Genomic DNA, 13,543 nt, shown 5'->3' on the forward strand with positions numbered 1-13,543 from the left:
TGTCGGACACCTCCTGACCATTGGGTAACGTTTCCCCCACCTCACGTAATTCACGTATCAAGAGCCCTTGACCTGCGCACTTGAGCGTCACACCATCGCCGCATGTCACTTCGGGTCACGTTCGTCGCGGCCGCGCGCAGTTCACCGCTGCTGGCGGAGCGCTTCGAGGACGCCCGCCCCCTGGACCAGGCGGGCTGGGACGAGGTGCAGCGTGTCGCCGCCGACCTGCTACCGCTCGCGGCGGCCGAGCTGCGCTACTGTTCGCCGACTCCGCGCAGCCGCGCCACCGGCGAGGGGCTGGGATACGCCCCGCTGGTCCAGCTCGCGCTGCGCGACTGCGACATGGGCCGCTGGCGCGGGTTGACGCTGGGGGAGGCGATGGCCAGGGAACCGGACCAGGTGGACACCTGGCTCTCCGACCCGCGCGCCACCCCGCACGGCGGTGAGTCGCTGCTCTCGTTCATCTCCCGGGTCGGCGGCTGGCTCGACACCCGCCCGGTGGGCGACGGGGGGCGCATCGTCGCCGTGGCGGAGCCCTCGGTGATCCGGGCCGCCCTCGTCTACGCCCTCAAGGTGCCGCCGTCGACGTACTGGAACATCGACGTCCGGCCCCTGTCGACGACCACGGTGACGGGTCACGGCGGCCGCTGGAACCTGCGGTTCGACGTGTCGCCGGCTCAGGCCTCGCGCTCGTAGTCGGTGGTCAGGACCAGGTCCTTGGCCGGGCCGCCGACCCGCCACAGCGTCCGCCAGCGGTCGGCGTCCCGGACGGTGAACTCGCCCCGGTAGAGGTCGGCCGCGCACGGGTGGTCGGCGACGTACCGGCCCGAGGACAGGTCGAGGTCGTGGAAGGGCCGCCCGTCGGCGAACCGGACGTCCGCCGTTCCCGTGCGCGGTCCCGGCAGGAACCGCAGCGTCCGCTCGGCCGGCCGGGCCACCCCGTGCCAGGTGAACGTCCCGGACTCCGCGTGCAGCAGCCCGCCTCCGTCCAGCGGCCGAAAGACCGTGGCCCCCTCGAACCGCCCCTCGTCACCGCTCGCCAGGTCCACCACGGTCCGCTCGGCCCGCCAGCGCCCCGCCAGATGGGCCAGCACGTCGGCCACCGGCCAGAACTCGTCCACGGTCATCCCTCCTCCGACCGCCGACCCTACGCCCGGCCGCGGACGCCCGGTCGCCCCCGCCTCCCCGGCGGCCTCCGGCGCCCCGCGCGGATCAGGCGGAGGCCGTCCCCGGCGCGGGCGGCTCCCCGACCGGCAGCAGACCGCGCTCGGCGAAGACCTTCCTGGCCACCATGGTCGCGTTGAGCGCCTTCGGGAACCCGCAGTACCCGGCCGAGTGCAGCAGCGCCTCGACGATCTCCTGGGGCGTGAGTCCCGCGTTCAGGGAGAAGTTGACGTGCACCTCCAGCTGGGGTTCGCAGCCACCCAGCGCGGTGAGCATCCCCAGGGTGACCAGCTGCCGGTCCCTGGCCGCCAGCTCCGGCCGGGCGTAGATCTCGCCGAAGCCCCAGGCGACGACCTGGTGGCCCAGCTCGGGGCTGATGTCGGCCAGCGAGTCCAGGACCCGCTCGCCGAGCCCTCCGTCGACCTGGCCCATGACCTCCAGGCCGCGGGCGAAACGCTCGTCACGGGTGGTGCTCTCGTTCGTGTCAGCTCGTGAGTCCATGGGGAGCACGCTAAGGGCTGTCCCGTAATCCCCGGCGGGCGCACGACGACGGCTACGGCACCTCGCAGCGTTGTCGGGGTCGCCCGGATACGCCCGGTATGAGGGCGACCCTCCGCCTTGCGACGCACCGCATCCGACGCCGTGCGCCGACCCACCGGGGATTACGGGACAGCCCTTAGGCCGTGAGCGCGCTCCAGGCCGGGCCGGCGGCGTGGTCAGCCGGCGCCGCGGACGGTCCGCGCCGCCGCCCGCAGTTGGGGTGCTCCTGGCTCTCGCCGTCGTCTGGGGCTCCAGCTACCTGACGGCGAAGACGGCCACGGACGCCCTCCCCGTGCTGATCGTCCTCTTCCTGCGCTACGCCGTCGGCGCCGTCGTCTGCCTCGTCGCGCTGGGCCGGTCCGGCCCCCTCACCCGGGACGAGCGGCGCTACGGCACGCTCCTCGGCGTCACCCAGGCCGCCGTCCTCGTCCTGGAGACGTTCGGGGTCGCCCACACCACCGCCGGGAACGCGGGGCTGATCATCAGTCTGACCATCGTCCTCACCCCGGTGCTGGACCGCGGGCGGCTGCCGGGAAGGTTCTTCCTGGCGGTCGGCGTGTGCGTCGCCGGTGTCGGACTGCTGGTGTCGGGCAACGGGCTGCGCGCCCCCGGTGCCGGAGACCTGCTGATGCTCGCGGCCGCGGTGGTCCGGGCCGGTCATGTGGTGCTGGTGGGGCGGGTGACCGCGGTCCGGGCCGTGCGCCCGTTCCCGCTGACGGCGGTGCAGACGGCCGTCGGCGCGGTCCTCTTCCTCCTGCCCGCGGCTCCCGGCTTGCCGGCGCTCGCCCGGACCGGTCCCGTCACCTGGGCCGAGCTGGTCTACCTCGCTCTCGGCTGCGGCCTGTGCGCGTTCCTCGCCCAGACCTGGGCGGTCCAGCGCACCTCCGCGACCCGGGCCAGTCTGCTGCTGGGGACCGAACCGGTGTGGGCGCTCCTGGCCGGCGTCTGCCTCGGCGGCGAACGCCTCACCGCGCTCGCCGTGCTGGGAGCCGCGCTCATCGTCACCGGGACGTACTGGGGCCAATCCGTCGAACGCGCCCAGCGCGCGCCCGGCGCTCCGGCAGTGCCCGCACCGTCCCCCGATCATGCGGACACGGGCGTCCCACAGGCGCGTTAACCAGAAGAACACCTTCCTGAAATATCCAGTTTCTTTTGACGTCGCGAATTCTTTCCGAAACGCACGCGGATTCGGAATTCGATTTATTACTTCACAGCCGAAGCACAACCATCAGGAACTTCTACCCGTCTAAGTCGGCGAATCACCGACCAGCGGGGAGTAACACCCCCAACGTATTTCTCTGGGGGCCGCACACCATGAATCGCACAACCCTGACCGGGCACGAACAGGGGGTGAAACCGGCGGGGGGCGAAGAGCGGGAGACCGGACCCGCGCGCCGGCCGGACGCCGGCCCGCGCCGGGCGGCCGCCCTGCTCGCGGCGCTCCTCACCACCGTCGCGCTCTGCGCCGCCGACGTGATGGCCCGCAGCTACCCCTTCGGCTCCCACACCCGCGACGTCAACGACCTCGGCAACCAGTACGTGCCGTTCCACGCCCACCTGTGGGACCTGCTGCACGGCCGGGCCGACGGCGGTGTCCTCTTCAACTGGCAGTCCGGCTACGGCTCCAGCTTCCTGCCCGACATCGGCACCTATGTCAGCAGCCCGTTCGCCCTGCTGGTCGGGGTGTTCCCGCGCGACGAGATCGACCTCGCGGTGTACGTGATCACCGTGCTGAAGACGGCGGTGGCCGGGGCCGCCATGGCCTGGCTGCTGCTCGTCCTGCGCCGCGGCCGATGGTGGGGGGCCGGGATCCTGGGCGCCTCCTACGCCCTGTGCGGCTGGAGCCTCGCGCTCGCCTCCTTCAACCCGATGTGGCTGGACGGGCTGATCGCACTGCCCCTGCTCTGCCTGGTCGGGGAGTGGGTCATGGCGGGCCGCCGCCCGCTGCTCGGCGTGCTGGTGGTCACGCTCGCCTGGACCGCCAACTTCTACACCGCCTACATGGCCACCCTCGGCGCCGCCCTGGTGCTGGTGCTCCGGCTGGTGCTCGCCGAGGAGCCCCGGCGCCGCGTGCCGGCGGTGATCGGGCGGGCGGCGGCCGTCGTCGGGCTCGGCGTCGGCCTCGCCGCGCCACTGGTGATCGTCGTCTACTCCGGCACCAAGCACGCCTACCCGGGCCGTGAGGGCCACTTCGCCCCGGTCGGCGCCGACGACCTGTTGGCCCGGCTGCTGCCGACCACCTACAGCTACAGCTCACCGGCCCTCTACGTCGGCATCACCGCGCTGGTGCTCGCGCTGGCGCTGCCCTTCCACCGCGGGGTCCCGGTCCGGGTGCGGGCGGGCTGGACCGTGCTGGTGCTCGCCGTGGGCCTGTCCCTGCAGTGGGCGCCGACCAGTCTGGCCTGGCACGGCTTCGCCGCCCCGAACGGCAGCTCCTACCGGCAGGCCTTCGTCTTCTGCGGCCTGCTGGTCATGGCGGCCTGGCAGGCCCTGGCCCACGGGCTGCCGGACCGGCGGGCCCTGGGCGCGGCCGCCGTGCTGCTGGCCCTGATCGCTGTCGTGGCCGGCCGCAGCACCCTGACCCAGCAGCACCACCATCACACCTGGCCGGTGGTGCTTCTCGCCGTCGCCGGCGCCCTCGGCGGACTGGCGCTCCTGACGGTCGAGGGCGGCCGTCCCGTCCTCGCCGGACTCGCCGCGGTGCTGCTGATCGGCGCCCAGTTCGGCGAGGCCGCCGCCACCTCCGCCGTGGCCACCCACTCGCGCCTCAACCAGATGGACGACTACGCGACCTGGGGAGACCGCCAGCAGCGGGAGGCGGACGCCGTGGCCGAGGCCGACGCCTGGCCGAAGTACCGCACCGAACCCGGCCGCGACCAGACCGTCGCCAACGACCCGATGATGGTGGGCGGCCAGGGCTCCCAGTACTACAGCAGCCTCACCTCCGACGTCCTCAGCCGTACCCTCACCGCGGTCGGCGGCGGCTGGACCTCGCGCGGCCGCAGCCTGCAGAGCCTCGACAACCCGGTCACCGACGCGGTGTTCTCGGTGGGCGCCCGGGTGCACAACCCGCCGGACCCGCACCAGAAGTGGCTGCCCCAGGGCGGTGGCCCGTCGACCGTCACCCGTGCGGACGTCCCCCCGCTGGTGACCGTGCGGCCGGCCGCGCCGCGCACCACGCCGGCCGGCTTCGGCCCCTCGCCGTACCGCAACCAGGAGCTCCTGCTGGGCACCCGCGTCTACACGCTGCCCGCCACCACCCTCAGCGGTGACCGCAAGGGCGACGAGAGGCGCGGGCTGCTGGTCGACGGAGCCCGCACGCTCACCGCGCGCTGCCAGGCCGGCGACGAGGCGTTCCTGTGGGCGCCGCACTACTCCGGTACCGCGCAGCTGGCCGGCGGTGCGCAGCAGCTCTACCGGTCGGACGCCGAGGGCACGAAGATCGCCGCGATGCAGCCGCTCGGCACGGTCCGCGCCTCGGGGCAGGCGCGGATCGACCTGACGCCCAACCGGCTCGCCCGGGTCCCGGCGCAGGGCGCCGTCGGCTGCCTCGACACCGCGAGGCTGCGCGCCGCCGTCCAGCAGCTGAAGGCGACCGGCGCCACCCGGGTGACCGTGTCCGACGGCACCCTGCACGCCCGGCTTCCCGCCGGCAGCACCGGAACCGCGGTCGTGGCCGCGCCCCGGATCGCCGGCTGGCGCTGTTCCACCGGCGGCGACGAGGTCGCGGCGGGCGAGTTCCACGGCCTGATCGCCGTCCCGCTGGGTGCCTCCGCCACCAGCCTGACCTGCACGTTCCACCCACCCGGGCTGCGCCTTGGCACAGCCGTGGGCGGCGCCTCGCTGCTGACCCTGATCCTGCTCGGCACCCTCTCCGCCGTACGCCGCAGAACCGCCGTCCGCTCCGGCACGCGTACGACCACCGCTCACTGACCCGTCCCCGACTGAACCGTCCCCAGGGGGAGAATCCCAATGCTGATATCCATCGTCGCGCCCTGTTACAACGAGGAAGACGTCATAGAACGCTTCCACGAGCAGGTCCAGAAGATCGCCAACGAACTGCTGCCGCTCGGCCACGACATGGAGTTCGTGTACGTCGACGACGGCAGCCGTGACCGGACGCTGGCGCTGCTGAGCCGGATCGCCGAGGGCGACGCGCGGGTCCGGTACGTCTCCTTCAGCCGCAACTTCGGCAAGGAGGCCGCCCTGCTGGCCGGCCTGAAGCACGCCACCGGCGACGCCGTGATCGTCATGGACGCCGACCTCCAGCACCCGCCGTCGCTCATCAAGCGCATGGTCGAACTGCGCGGCGAGGGCTACGACCAGGTCATCGCCAAACGCACCCGGCAGGGCGACCGCTTCACCCGCACCCTGACGGCCCGCCTCTACTACCGGCTCATCAACCGGCTCGTCGACGTCGAACTCGTCGACGGCGTGGGCGACTTCCGGCTGATGTCGCGCCGGGTGGTGGACGCGATCGTGGACCTGACCGAGTACAACAGGTTCTCCAAGGGCCTGTTCGCCTGGGTCGGCTTCCCCAGCACCACCTTCGAGTACGAGAACGCGGTGCGCGAACACGGCTCCAGCTCCTGGTCGTTCCGGAGCCTGCTCAACTACGGTCTCGACGGGCTGCTCTCCTTCAACAACCGTCCGCTGCGCGCCGCGCTCTACCTCGGCATGACCCTGCTGGCCCTGGCCGGCGTGTACACGGCGTGGATCGTGGGCGGGGCGATGATCAACGGCGTCCAGACGCCGGGCTATGTCACCATCATTACAGCCGTCACCGCCCTGGCCGGCGTACAGATGATCATGCTCGGGGTCATCGGCGAGTACACCGGCCGGATCTACTACGAGGTCAAGGGGCGTCCGCACTTCCTGGTGAAGGCGACGAACGTGCACCGAACGGACGACCGCACCCGCGGCACGACGAAGGACCTCATCCCCTGATGCCGAACGCCCCAGCGACCACCGGCCCCACCCGCCCGATATCGGGCCAGATCATCACCTTCGCGGTGATCGGGGTCATCAACACGGCGACGTACTACGGCCTGTACCTGCTGTTCCTCATGTACGTGCCGTATCTCGTCGCGCACAGTCTCGCGTTTTTGCTGAGCATGATCGGTTCGTTCTTTCTCAATGCGAAGTTCACTTACCGAATTCGGCCCACCTGGCGTAAATTCCTGCTGTTCCCGCTGACCAATGCCACCAATTTCGTGATCACCACGGTGGGGGTGTACGTGATCGTCGACGTGCTCCACGCCGGCAGCCGGTTCGCCCCGCTGATGGCATCCGCGGCGGCGATTCCGGTGACCTTCGTGGTGTCGCGGTGGGTCATGCTGCCGAAGGTGGAGGCGGCGTAGGCAGGGCGAGCGCCTCGTCGATCACGGACCGGACCTCCTCGTCCTCCAGGAACGCGCGGTAGTCCCGGTAGGGAGACAGCCGCCGGTCGGTCTCGCGCAGTCCGTGCAGGGCGGCCCGCACGGCCGGTGGGACCGTGCCGATGCGGGTGATCGCACGCAGTGCCGGAAGGAGGCCGACGTGGGACTCGTCATCGGTGGCGGCGGACAGCACCTGCTTCTCCAGGACGGACAGGCTCGGCTCCGCCTCGCCCGTGATCGACCACAGGGCGACCGCCGCGTCCCGCTCGGCCCAGGGACGAGTGCCGGAGTCGGCCATGAGCTGTCGAACCGGGCCGGCGTACGGCAGGGCCGCCGGGCCGAAGTCGCCGAGGAGGTCGACGGTGGCGTAGTACCAGTCCCCGGACAGCGCCGCCTCGCCGACGAGCCGCAGTGCCGTGTCCCGGTCGCCGCCCAGACGCCAGGCGGCCCATGCCAGTCTCCTGAGCTTGCCGGGATGCTCCAGAACCGTGCAAGCGCGCACGGCGGGCTCGGCGCCCGCCGCGGCCGGGCCCATGGCCGCCAGGGCGTCGACCGCTTCCAGCGAGTGACGGGTCTCGTTCACCAGGGCCGCCACCTCCGGCAGGGCGGGCGCCGCGGCCGGTCCCCAGGCCTTCAGGACCTTGAGGAAGGTACCGGTGAGCGGACCGTCCGCGCCGTCCTCACGCAGTAGCGCGCGTATCGGAGGCAGCAGGACCTCCGCGTCTGCCCGCAGCGGGGTCAGTACCTCCCATTCCTCCGGGCGGCGTGGCTCGCCCATGGTGTACGAGCGGGAGTACTGGCCCCGGTAGGGCTCGTAGAGCCGCTCGATCAGTTCCGGCATGGCGCGGGGGTCACCGATGCGCGTGAGCGCCCAGCGGGCGTGTTCGCCGACGGTGCCGTCCAGGAACCCGGCCTCGCCGGGATCGTCCAGGAGCGCGGCCAGCCCGTCGGCGTAGGGAGCCGCCCGTACTCCCAGGACGGCCAGCAGATGGGCCGCCCGGTACCGCACACCGGCGTCCGGGTCCGCGAGCAGCTCGCCCGCGAGGGGCAGCAGTTCGGAGGCCGTGGACGGGCGGACCACCAGCAGCCGCCAGGCCTCGTCCAGCGCGGCCGCGCACAGGGGCGAGTCGCCCGTCCGGCGCGCGGCGCCGACGAGCCGCAGGACGAAGCGCAGCGCGGTGGCGGGCATGTCCTCGAACAGCGTGGCCGTCGACCAGACCAGGTCGGTACGGCTGTAGGCGTCGTCGACGTTCGGCGCGTACCAGATGTCCTCGAACCGGGGACGCGCGGACGTATCGGACAGGACCTCCACCAGCAGATCCAGCTCGCGGACCGGCGCCAGGGCGTCGAAGGCGGCCCAGGCGTGCACGGCCGCGACCCGCAGGACGTCGGGACCGGTGCGCAGCACCTCCCGCACCACGGCGCGCACCCGCCCCGCGGCCTCGCCCGAGTCCGACGCGGCGGCACCCAGCGCGAGCAGCAGAGGCAGTCGCACCGTCGGATCCGTCTCGGTGTCCCACCGTTCCAGCAGCGAGTCGATCCCGTCCGCGAGGGGCAGGGCCTCCCTGCGTACCGCGGGATCGGGGTCCGCGAGCAGTGTCGGCAACGCCGGACGCAGGCGTCGCCACATCTCGTGCCATCCCGGGTCCACGCCGTCGGGTTCCGGCGAGGCCGCCGTCCCGGACAGGTACACCAGCAGCTGCACGATCCAGTTCCGGGCGCCCACCCCGGGATCGCCGGCAAGGGCGACGATGTACGGCAGGGCAGCCGTCGAGGCGGACGTCATGCCCCCGTGGCGCGGCGCGATGTGCGTGTAGAGGGCGTCGCTGTCCTCCTCCGTCGCCGCTGTGCCCCTGTCCCTCAGGTGCAGCAGGGCGCGTCGCATCTCCTCGGTCAGGCGCTCCTCGCGGCCGGATTCCAGGTGCCCCCACGGCATGGCGTCGAGCACCCTCAGGATCGCGTCCGTCATACCCACCCCGTGATCTCGTCCGCCGGTCCGGATCCATTCTTCGCATTCCCTGTCACGGAGAGGACACCGGAAGGGCACGGGGAGGACGTTCTCCCTTGCCGCCGCGTGGGCATCATCGGGATGCCGCCGTGCGCCCGGGGCCGTGGCGGACCGGCCCATTGCATAAAAGTGCATCGGACCGTATAGTCATGCCATCCAGAGGAGGATGGACATGGCGGTACGTGCGGCGGTTGCCGGAGCGAGCGGATACGCGGGCGGAGAGGTCCTGCGGCTGCTCCTCGCCCACCCCGAGGTCGAGATCGGTGCCCTGACCGGCAACTCCAACGCCGGGCAGCGGCTGGGCGCGCTCCAGCCGCACCTGCTGCCACTGGCCGACCGGGTGCTGGCGGAGACGACCACCGAGGCCCTCGCCGGTCATGACGTCGTCTTCCTCGCACTCCCGCACGGCCAGTCCGCCGCCGTCGCCGAACAGCTCGGCCCGGACGTCCTCGTCGTCGACATGGGCGCCGACTTCCGCCTGAAGGACCCGGCCGACTGGGAACGCTTCTACGGCTCCCCGCACGCCGGCACCTGGCCCTACGGCCTCCCCGAACTGCCGGGTGCCCGCGCCGTGCTGGAGGGGTCCAAGCGCATCGCGGTACCCGGTTGCTACCCGACCGCCGTCTCCCTCGCCCTCTACCCGGCCTACGCGGCCCGGATCGCCGGCCCCGAGGCGGTGATCGTCGCCGCCTCCGGCACCTCCGGCGCGGGCAAGGCGGCCAAGCCGCACCTGCTGGGCAGCGAGGTCATGGGCTCCATGACCCCCTACGGCGTCGGCGGCGGCCACCGGCACACCCCCGAGATGATCCAGAACCTCAGCGCGGCGGCGGGGGAGCGGGTCGCCGTCTCCTTCACGCCGACCCTCGCGCCGATGCCCCGGGGCATCCTCGCCACCTGCAGCGTCGCGGCGAAGCCCGGAGTGACGGCCGAGTCCGTCCGGAGCGCCTACGAGAAGGCCTACGCCGACGAGCCCTTCGTCCATCTGCTCCCCGAGGGCCGGTGGCCCGCCACGGCGTCCGTCTACGGTTCCAACGCCGTTCAGGTGCAGGTCGCGTACGACGACGCCGTCGGCCGCATCATCGCGATCAGCGCCATCGACAACCTGACCAAGGGCACCGCCGGCGGTGCCGTCCAGAGCATGAACCTCGCCCTGGGTCTCCCCGAGACCACCGGGCTGACCACGATCGGAGTTGCGCCGTGAGCGTGACGGCAGCGAAGGGATTCACGGCCGCGGGCATCGCCGCCGGGATCAAGGAGAACGGCAACCCGGACCTGGCCCTCGTGGTCAACAACGGGCCCCGCCGTGCCGCCGCGGGCGTCTTCACCTCCAACCGTGTGAAGGCCGCGCCGGTGCTGTGGTCCGAGCAGGTGCTCAAGAGCGGCCAGGTCTCGGCCGTCGTCCTCAACTCCGGCGGTGCCAACGCCTGTACGGGCCCCAAGGGCTTCCAGGACAGCCACGCGACGGCCGAGAAGGCCGCCGAGGTGCTCGGGCGCGGTGCCATCGAGATCGCCGTCTGCTCGACCGGCCTGATCGGCGTGCTCCTGCCCATGGACAAGCTGCTGCCCGGCGTCGAGACCGCCGCCGCGCGGCTCTCCGAACACGGCGGCGAGAAGGCCGCCATCGCCATCAAGACCACCGACACCGTGCACAAGACGTCCGTGGTGACCGGGGACGGCTGGACCGTCGGCGGGATGGCGAAGGGCGCCGGCATGCTCGCGCCCGGCCTCGCCACCATGCTGGTCGTGCTCACCACGGACGCCGTCGTCGACGACGAGGTGCTCGACAAGGCGCTCCGGGCCGCCACCCGCACCACCTTCGACCGTGTCGACTCCGACGGCTGCATGTCCACCAACGACACCGTGCTGCTGCTCGCCTCCGGATCCGCCGGGACCACCCCGGAGTACGAGGAGTTCGCGGAGGCGGTACGGCAGGTCTGCGACGACCTGGGGCAGCAGCTGATCCGGGACGCCGAGGGCGCCAGCAAGGACATCAAGGTGGAGGTGGTCAACGCCGCCTCCGAGGACGACGCCGTCGAGGTGGGCCGGTCCATCGCCCGCAACAACCTCCTCAAGTGCGCCATCCACGGCGAGGACCCCAACTGGGGCCGCGTCCTGTCCGCGATCGGCACGACCCGGGCCGCCTTCGAGCCCGACCGGCTCAACGTCGCCATCAACGGCGTCTGGGTCTGCAAGGACGGCGGGGTCGGCGAGGACCGCGACCAGGTCGACATGCGCTACCGCGAGGTGCACATCGTCGCCGACCTGGCGGCCGGCACCGAGACCGCCACCATCTGGACCAACGACCTGACCGCCGACTACGTCCACGAGAACAGCGCCTACTCGTCATGAGCACCACGCGAAAGCACACCGCGCTGCCCAAGGCCCAGACCCTCATCGAGGCGCTGCCCTGGCTGACCCGGCACAACGGGAAGACCGTCGTCATCAAGTTCGGCGGCAACGCCATGATCGACGAGGAGCTGAAGGCCGCCTTCGCCCAGGACGTCGTCTTCCTGCACCACGCCGGACTCAAGCCGGTCGTCGTGCACGGCGGCGGCCCGCAGATCAGCGCCGCCCTCGACCGGCACGGCATCGTCAGCGAGTTCAAGGCCGGCCTAAGGGTCACCACCGAGGACGCCATGGACGTCGTACGGATGGTGCTGGCCGGGCAGGTCCAGCGCGAGCTGGTCAACCTGCTCAACCAGCACGGACCGCTCGCCGTCGGACTGACCGGCGAGGACGCCCACACCATCACCGCCACCAAGCACACGCCCGAGATCGACGGCGAACGCGTCGACATCGGGCGGGTCGGCGAGATCACCGCGATCGACACGGGGGCCATCGAGGCCCTGCTCGCCGACGGCCGGATCCCGGTCGTCTCCTCGATCGCCCGCTCCCAGGACGACGGACATGTCTACAACGTCAATGCTGATACGGCGGCTGCGGCACTCGCTGCTGCTCTGGGCGCCGAAACCCTCATGGTCCTCACCGACGTCGAGGGCCTCTACGAGGACTGGCCGCACTCCGACGAGGTGATCAGCCGCCTCACCGCCTCCCAGCTGGAGAAACTGCTGCCGGACCTGAGTTCCGGCATGGTGCCCAAGATGGAGGGCTGCCTGCACGCCGTGCGCAACGGCGTCACCACCGCCCGCGTCATCGACGGCCGGGTCCAGCACTCGATCCTGCTGGAGATCTTCACGGACGAGGGCATCGGCACGATGGTCGTGCCGGACGCGCAGGAGGGGAAACAGCCGTGAGCAACCAGGAACTGACCGCGCGCTGGCAGGGCGCGCTCATGGACAACTACGGCACGCCCCGGCTGCCCCTGGTACGCGGCGAGGGCGTCAGGGTCTGGGACGCCGAGGACCGGGAGTACCACGACTTCGTCGGCGGGATCGCCACCAACGCGCTCGGCCACGCCCACCCGGCGGTCGTCGAGGCGGTGACCCGGCAGATCGCGTCCCTCGGCCACATCTCCAACTTCTTCATGGCCGAGCCCACCGTCGCCCTCGCCGAACGGCTGCTCCAGCTCTTCGGCCGGGAGGGCAGGGTCTTCTTCTGCAACTCCGGAGCCGAGGCCAACGAGGCCGCCTTCAAGATCGGCAGGCTCACCGGGCGCACCCACATGGTCGCCACCGAGGGCGGCTTCCACGGCCGGACCATGGGCGCCCTCGCGCTCACCGGGCAGCCCGCCAAGCAGGAGCCGTTCCGGCCGCTGCCCGCCGACGTCACCCACGTGCCCTACGGCGACGCGCAGGCGCTGGCCGCCGCCGTCACCGAGGAGACCGCCCTCGTCGTCATCGAGCCCGTGCAGGGCGAGAACGGCGTGGTCGTCCCTCCGGCCGGCTATCTCAAGGCGGCCCGCGCGATCACCGCCGCCACCGGCGCGCTGCTCGTCCTGGACGAGGTGCAGACCGGCGTCGGCCGCACCGGCACCTGGTTCGAGTACCAGGCGCACGAGGGCGTGCTGCCCGACGTCGTCACCCTCGCCAAGCAGCTCGGCGGCGGCCTGCCGCTCGGCGCGACGGTGGCGTTCGGCCGCGCCGCCGACCTGCTCCGGCCCGGCCACCACGGCACCACCTTCGGCGGCAACCCGGTCGCCTGCGCCGCCGGCCTCGCCGTTCTCGACACCATCGAGAACGAGGGGTTGCTGGAGAACGTCAAGCGGCAGAGCGAGAGATTGCGGGACGGAATCGAGGGTCTCGGCCACCGGCTGATCGATTATGTCCGGGGCGCGGGTCTCCTCCTGGGTATCGTGCTCACCGAGCCGCTGGCAGCCCAGGCGCAGCAGGCGGCTCAGGAGGCCGGGTTCCTGGTGAACGCGCCCGCCCCGGACGTCGTACGGCTGATGCCCCCGCTGAACCTTCGCGACGACGAGGTGGACGCGCTGCTGCGGGCCCTGCCCGGCATCCTCGACGCAGCGAGCGGGGACGGACGATCCGGAGAATGAGACGAC

At 71.9% G+C, this 13,543-nt stretch carries 12 protein-coding genes; 9 read left to right on the plus strand and 3 right to left on the minus strand.

Going from position 1 to position 13,543, the window contains the following annotated elements; all coding sequences use genetic code 11:
- Positions 1–102 precede the first annotated feature (102 nt).
- Positions 103–696 (plus strand): histidine phosphatase family protein, encoded by a 594-nt coding sequence (locus tag ACFY3I_RS21435; RefSeq protein WP_390861988.1) that lies wholly within the window; start codon positions 103–105, stop codon positions 694–696.
- Here ACFY3I_RS21435 and ACFY3I_RS21440 read toward each other — a convergent pair.
- Both ACFY3I_RS21440 and ACFY3I_RS21445 read right to left on the minus strand, forming a co-directional pair.
- Positions 678–1,121, minus strand: coding sequence for a DUF6314 family protein (locus ACFY3I_RS21440; RefSeq protein WP_390862170.1), 444 nt, complete (start codon positions 1,119–1,121; stop codon positions 678–680). The two genes, ACFY3I_RS21435 and ACFY3I_RS21440, sit on opposite strands and share 19 nt — an antisense overlap.
- A 91-nt stretch (positions 1,122–1,212) precedes the next feature.
- The gene (locus tag ACFY3I_RS21445; protein WP_390861989.1) at positions 1,213–1,665 is read right to left on the minus strand and encodes a carboxymuconolactone decarboxylase family protein; all 453 of its coding nucleotides are present in this window, start codon (positions 1,663–1,665) and stop codon (positions 1,213–1,215) included.
- A gap of 259 nt (positions 1,666–1,924) precedes the next feature.
- Here ACFY3I_RS21445 and ACFY3I_RS21450 point away from each other — a divergent pair, with 259 nt between their 5' ends.
- The 4 genes from ACFY3I_RS21450 to ACFY3I_RS21465 all read left to right on the plus strand — a co-directional run bounded on the left by ACFY3I_RS21450 (position 1,925) and on the right by ACFY3I_RS21465 (position 7,064).
- Positions 1,925–2,821 carry a DMT family transporter gene (locus tag ACFY3I_RS21450; protein WP_390861990.1) on the plus strand — a complete coding sequence of 299 codons (897 nt, stop codon included), beginning with the start codon at positions 1,925–1,927 and terminating at the stop codon, positions 2,819–2,821.
- Positions 2,822–3,018: 197 nt separating this feature from the next.
- The gene (locus ACFY3I_RS21455; protein ID WP_390861991.1) at positions 3,019–5,637 is read left to right on the plus strand and encodes a YfhO family protein; all 2,619 of its coding nucleotides are present in this window, start codon (positions 3,019–3,021) and stop codon (positions 5,635–5,637) included.
- A 39-nt stretch (positions 5,638–5,676) separates the two neighbouring features.
- Entirely contained in the window at positions 5,677–6,651 is a 975-nt protein-coding gene (locus ACFY3I_RS21460) for a glycosyltransferase family 2 protein (protein WP_365293394.1), read from the plus strand.
- Positions 6,651–7,064: a GtrA family protein gene (locus ACFY3I_RS21465; protein WP_390861992.1), complete on the plus strand. Its 414-nt coding sequence runs from the start codon at positions 6,651–6,653 to the stop codon at positions 7,062–7,064. The genes ACFY3I_RS21460 and ACFY3I_RS21465 overlap by 1 nt, the downstream gene beginning before the upstream one ends.
- On the opposite strand, the gene ACFY3I_RS21470 is transcribed toward ACFY3I_RS21465, so the two are convergent.
- Positions 7,036–9,051 (minus strand): hypothetical protein, encoded by a 2,016-nt coding sequence (locus ACFY3I_RS21470; protein ID WP_390861993.1) that lies wholly within the window; start codon positions 9,049–9,051, stop codon positions 7,036–7,038. The two genes, ACFY3I_RS21465 and ACFY3I_RS21470, sit on opposite strands and share 29 nt — an antisense overlap.
- 211 nt (positions 9,052–9,262) lie before the next feature.
- Here ACFY3I_RS21470 and argC point away from each other — a divergent pair, with 211 nt between their 5' ends.
- From argC to ACFY3I_RS21490, 4 genes are read left to right on the plus strand one after another with little or no spacing between them, the layout of a single operon-like run.
- The gene (gene argC, locus ACFY3I_RS21475; protein ID WP_390861994.1) at positions 9,263–10,291 is read left to right on the plus strand and encodes an N-acetyl-gamma-glutamyl-phosphate reductase; all 1,029 of its coding nucleotides are present in this window, start codon (positions 9,263–9,265) and stop codon (positions 10,289–10,291) included.
- On the plus strand, positions 10,288–11,439 hold the full coding sequence (gene argJ, locus ACFY3I_RS21480) for a bifunctional glutamate N-acetyltransferase/amino-acid acetyltransferase ArgJ (protein ID WP_390861995.1): 1,152 nt from the start codon (positions 10,288–10,290) through the stop codon (positions 11,437–11,439). The genes argC and argJ overlap by 4 nt, the downstream gene beginning before the upstream one ends.
- A complete protein-coding gene (gene argB, locus ACFY3I_RS21485) occupies positions 11,436–12,344 on the plus strand; it encodes an acetylglutamate kinase (RefSeq protein WP_365293386.1) in 909 nt (302 codons plus the stop codon). The genes argJ and argB overlap by 4 nt, the downstream gene beginning before the upstream one ends.
- A complete protein-coding gene (locus ACFY3I_RS21490; protein WP_390861996.1) occupies positions 12,341–13,537 on the plus strand; it encodes an acetylornithine transaminase in 1,197 nt (398 codons plus the stop codon). The genes argB and ACFY3I_RS21490 overlap by 4 nt, the downstream gene beginning before the upstream one ends.
- The last annotated feature ends 6 nt before the right edge of the window (positions 13,538–13,543 follow it).

This window comes from Streptomyces sp. NPDC001068, from assembly GCF_042897315.1.
Classification (GTDB): Bacteria; Actinomycetota; Actinomycetes; order Streptomycetales; family Streptomycetaceae; genus Streptomyces.

What these genes read in the sequence shown, in the direction of transcription:
- argB (WP_365293386.1), top strand. Translation starts at nt 11,436, where the DNA reads ATGAGCACCACGCGAAAGCACACCGCGCTGCCCAAGGCCCAGACCCTC.
- ACFY3I_RS21460 (WP_365293394.1), top strand. Translation starts at nt 5,677, where the DNA reads ATGCTGATATCCATCGTCGCGCCCTGTTACAACGAGGAAGACGTCATA.
- ACFY3I_RS21465 (WP_390861992.1), top strand. Translation starts at nt 6,651, where the DNA reads ATGCCGAACGCCCCAGCGACCACCGGCCCCACCCGCCCGATATCGGGC.
- ACFY3I_RS21445 (WP_390861989.1), bottom strand. Translation starts at nt 1,665, where the DNA reads ATGGACTCACGAGCTGACACGAACGAGAGCACCACCCGTGACGAGCGT.
- argC (WP_390861994.1), top strand. Translation starts at nt 9,263, where the DNA reads ATGGCGGTACGTGCGGCGGTTGCCGGAGCGAGCGGATACGCGGGCGGA.
- ACFY3I_RS21455 (WP_390861991.1), top strand. Translation starts at nt 3,019, where the DNA reads ATGAATCGCACAACCCTGACCGGGCACGAACAGGGGGTGAAACCGGCG.
- ACFY3I_RS21435 (WP_390861988.1), top strand. Translation starts at nt 103, where the DNA reads ATGTCACTTCGGGTCACGTTCGTCGCGGCCGCGCGCAGTTCACCGCTG.
- ACFY3I_RS21470 (WP_390861993.1), bottom strand. Translation starts at nt 9,051, where the DNA reads ATGACGGACGCGATCCTGAGGGTGCTCGACGCCATGCCGTGGGGGCAC.